The following is a 3,969-nucleotide window of genomic DNA, read 5'->3' as shown; positions in this document are numbered from 1 at the left end:
TGGGTGAAGAAGGCATCGATCTCGGCAAGCTTTATGATTACGACATCATCTTGCTGGACCTGAACTTGCCGGACATGTCCGGTTATGAAGTTCTGCGTACCTTGCGCCTTTCGAAGGTCAAGACGCCAATCCTTATCCTCTCCGGCATGGCTGGCATTGAGGACAAGGTTCGCGGTCTGGGCTTCGGTGCAGACGACTATATGACGAAGCCGTTCCACAAGGACGAGCTGATCGCCCGTATTCATGCGATTGTTCGTCGTTCCAAGGGCCATGCCCAGTCGGTCATCACCACTGGCGACCTGATTGTTAACCTCGACGCCAAGACGGTTGAGGTTGGTGGTCAGCGCGTTCACCTGACCGGCAAAGAATATCAGATGCTCGAGCTTCTTTCGCTCCGAAAGGGCACGACGCTCACCAAGGAAATGTTCCTCAACCACCTTTATGGCGGCATGGACGAGCCTGAGCTGAAGATCATCGACGTGTTTATCTGCAAGCTGCGCAAGAAGCTTGATGCAGTTTCCGGCAGCCAGAGCTACATCGAAACCGTTTGGGGTCGTGGCTATGTGCTGCGCGAGCCAGATGGCACAGAACTGCGTGAAAGCGCATAAGCGCTTAGCAGTTTTGCTGGAAATACCTGATTGAATAAGGCTCCGCGTAAGCGGGGCCTTTTCTTTTATGGGGTCGCAAACAAAAAAGGCGCAGGTTTTACCCTGCGCCTTTTGCGTAAAGAGATGCGTCTTATTCTGCGGCGAAGACGATGTCTTCGGCAGTCGCATGGATGGAAATGGTCATGTCTGCATCTTCAGCCAGAAGCAGTGTGTAATATGGTTGAACCGAATGGGCGTCGATTGGCTCTTCCGGCTCTGCACCTGAATGCAGTTCGAGGAACTTTGGCGGTACGCGCAGCATCCGGCCTTTGGCAGTGATGACAAAACGTGGATTGGTGTCGCCATTTTCGAGGCGAACAGCCAGCGAACCACCGCGTGGAATGGCTGCATTGCTGATCAGAAGCAGGTTGAGCAGAAGCTTGACCTTGTTCTTTGGCAGCAGAACGCGGGCACCTTCCCAGGTCAGTTCCGGCTTTTCATTCTTGAAATATTCGGTTGCGACATGCTGCGCATCGCCGGTATCGATCTTTACGCCTACGGAACCGGCTGCACCGAACGCGATGCGGGCGAACTGAAGGCGGGCCGAAGCATTGCGCGCGCTCGACTTGATGAGCGCCATTGCGTCTTCGTCCGCGCCACCTTCTTCAAGCAGTTCGAGACCATTGTTAATGGCGCCAACCGGCGAGATGATGTCATGACAGATCCGTCTGCACAGAAGCGCACCAAGATCGAGTGCGGACAGGGTAACGGGCAATGGCATGGTGTTTTCTCCAGGCGCGAACCGGCTCTGCGAATCGACTTTGTAATCGAATGTCAAGCGGCAATCAGTTGATGAGCATAATCCCGACGAATCACCACCGGGAACCTTGGGAATCTGGATACACGCGACGTCCTGTTGCCGCAAGAAAGCTGTTTTTTGCCGCCATTCTAAAGCCAATTTCGGCGCTTAAAGATTTAGACAATAAATTCGCGGTTAGACTACGCGCGATTCGGCAAAGTGCTCGCAAGAAGCGCTGCCAGGCTTTTAACAGGGCCGTCAGACAGAGAAGCTGGTAGGCAAAAGGAATTATAGATGGCCATACCGTCCCTGTCGCAGATCAGGTTCCGCAACGCGGCGTATATTGTAGCGTTCTTTGCGGCTTTTCTGATCTCCATCACCGCCGTGCCGCACAAAGCGCAGGCACAGAGCAGCAACACATATTCGGCCGAGGAAGTTGTTGAATCCGGACACAGGTTCTTCGGTTCGACATCTGGCGGTATCGCCAGCGCAGTCGAAAAGGCGTTCCAGAGCTTCGGACTTCCGAATGGCTATATTCTGGGTGAAGAGGGTTCTGGTGCCTTCATAGGTGGTCTCACCTATGGCGAAGGTACGCTCTACACCAAGAATGCTGGCGATCATCGCACGTTCTGGCAGGGTCCGTCGCTCGGCTGGGATTTTGGCGGGCAAGGCTCGCGCGTCATGATGCTCGTCTATAATCTCGACGATATTCAGAGCCTTTATGGGCGTTATGCCGGCGTTGCAGGTTCTGCTTATGTGATCGCCGGAGCGGGCTTCAACGTTCTCAAGCGTCAGAATATCATGCTGGTGCCAATTCGTACGGGCATCGGTGCCCGCCTTGGCGTCAATATTGGTTATCTGAAGCTTTCTGCGGCTCCGACCTGGAACCCATTCTGATTTGGACTGGCGTTCGAGCTGGAAAGCGGAACGCCGCGCCATTATGAATAACAACCAGCCAAGTCTTTTGGCTGGTCCATTTTCCCGTTTAGTGACAAAGCCGTGATCCAGTCTGCGCTCATTTTCATACTTGGCGTTCTCGTTGCGGTTTTCGTCGTGGTTCTGCTTGGTCCTTCGGTTTGGCGCCGCGCTTTCTTTCTGGCGCGTCGGCAGGTTCAAGCCGAACTGCCGATAACGCTTGCTGAAATCAGAGCGGATCGGGATGGCCTGAGAGCCTAACATGCGGTGGTGGCCAGCAAGCTCGCACAGCAGCTCAAGCTTGAACGTGATAAATCATCCGGCCAGCTGATCGAGCTCGGCAAGCAGCATCATGAGCTGAAGCGTTTCGCTTCATTGGAAAATGATATCGCACAGCTAAATGAGACTCTGGCGGAACGTGCAAAGCAGGTCGCAGAAACGATGTCGGAACGCGACACTGCTGCTGAAAAAGCAGAAATTGTTGAGGCCGAGGTTGAGCGGCTGCAGAAACATCTTTCATCTTTCGAAGAACTGGCCGATACGCTACGTATCGAAATGAGTGCCAAAGAGACCGAACATGGTCGTCTGATGAATGAGATGAGCGAAATGCGTCGGGAACGTAAAGATGCATCTGCCCGCTATAATGAGGTTTCGACGCAATTGACGACAGCACAGACTGAATTAAAGAGCGAGAAGCGCCGCAATACTGAATTGCAGGCCAAACTCGACAAGCTGATTACCGATTTCTCCGACGCTCAGGAAAAGCTGGAGCGCTTTACGCGCAAGGGTTCGGCCACAAACGCCGAAACAGAGCAACCCGCAGAATTCTCAAAAGAAAATGCGGCGCTTCGCGAAGAGATGGCAGCCTTGGCCGCGCGCATGGTTGCAGCCACCGCAGAGAAGGAAGGCGAAAATTCGCCTATCCATAGTTTGCTTGACGCTGAAGGTTCAGTTGACAAGGGCAAAAATGCCAGCCCAAAGAGCCTTGCCAGTCGCATCCGCGATCTGCGCTGATATCAATCACTGGCTATAACGTCTGACCAATCTGGATGGCGCTTGGTCTGCGCCTGCATGAAACTGCAGCTTGGGATGATTTTCCAGCCGGCTTTACGGGCGTCTTCGACAACATTTAGTGCTAGGGCGTTTCATCTTTTAACGGAACCATATCCGACATTTTCGAGACAGTTCTGGCATTCGGCGGGCTGGATGGTTTCGACCAGCCTACCGATATGGCGCCATGTGTCGTCGATGGTGCGCTTTTGTGCATTTCTCATCCAATGCTTGATCTTGGAGAAGGCCTGTTCGATCGGATTGAGGTCCGGCGAATAGGGCGGCAGGAACCAGAGCCGCGCACCGGCGGCTTTGATCAACTGACGGATGGTTGCCGACTTGTGACTGCCGAGATTGTCCATGACGACGATGTCGCCTGGCTTGAGCACCGGCACCAGCTGCTGTTCGACATAGGCGCGGAAGCACTGGCCGTTGATCGGTCCGTCGAAGACACAGGGTGCTGTCAGCCGATCGTTTCTCAAAGCGCCCAGGAATGTCAGCTTGCGCCAGTGGCCATGCGGTGCAAATGCCCGCAGTCGCTTGCCTTTTGGCCCCCAGCCCCTGATCGGCGACATGTTGGTCTTGATCCAGGTCTCGTCAATGAAGACCAGCCGTTCG

At 54.1% G+C, this 3,969-nt stretch carries 5 protein-coding genes and 1 pseudogene; 3 read left to right on the top strand and 3 right to left on the bottom strand.

Annotation, left to right across the window (positions count from 1 at the left end; translation table 11 throughout):
* A partial coding sequence (gene ctrA / locus GAK38_RS23585) for a response regulator transcription factor CtrA (RefSeq protein ID WP_325347314.1) occupies window positions 1-608 on the top strand: 608 nt, incomplete at its 5' end.
* 130 nt (window positions 609-738) lie between these two features.
* On the opposite strand, the gene chpT is transcribed toward ctrA, so the two are convergent.
* A complete protein-coding gene (gene chpT / locus GAK38_RS23580) occupies window positions 739-1,368 on the bottom strand; it encodes a histidine phosphotransferase ChpT (protein WP_325347313.1) in 630 nt (209 codons plus the stop codon).
* Between the two features lie 312 nt (window positions 1,369-1,680).
* On the opposite strand from chpT, the gene GAK38_RS23575 reads away from it, so the two are divergent.
* Window positions 1,681-2,283: a DUF1134 domain-containing protein gene (locus GAK38_RS23575; RefSeq protein ID WP_325347312.1), complete on the top strand. Its 603-nt coding sequence runs from the start codon at window positions 1,681-1,683 to the stop codon at window positions 2,281-2,283.
* A 288-nt stretch (window positions 2,284-2,571) separates the two neighbouring features.
* A complete protein-coding gene (locus tag GAK38_RS23570; RefSeq protein ID WP_325347311.1) occupies window positions 2,572-3,315 on the top strand; it encodes a hypothetical protein in 744 nt (247 codons plus the stop codon).
* A 2-nt stretch (window positions 3,316-3,317) separates the two neighbouring features.
* Here the strand turns inward: GAK38_RS23570 and GAK38_RS24070 are convergent.
* Together GAK38_RS24070 and GAK38_RS23565 are read right to left on the bottom strand one after the other, a co-directional pair.
* Window positions 3,318-3,431, bottom strand: a pseudogene (locus GAK38_RS24070) (N-acetyltransferase); the annotation flags it as partial.
* Between the two features lie 15 nt (window positions 3,432-3,446).
* The coding region (locus GAK38_RS23565; RefSeq protein ID WP_325347310.1) for an IS630 family transposase at window positions 3,447-3,969 on the bottom strand (523 nt) is incomplete at its 5' end.

The organism is Xylophilus sp. (genome assembly GCA_009914555.1).
Taxonomy (GTDB): domain Bacteria; phylum Pseudomonadota; class Gammaproteobacteria; order Burkholderiales; family Burkholderiaceae_C; genus WNDY01.
The sequence above is the reverse complement of the archived record's forward strand: the minus strand, read 5'-3'. Positions and strand labels throughout refer to the sequence as shown.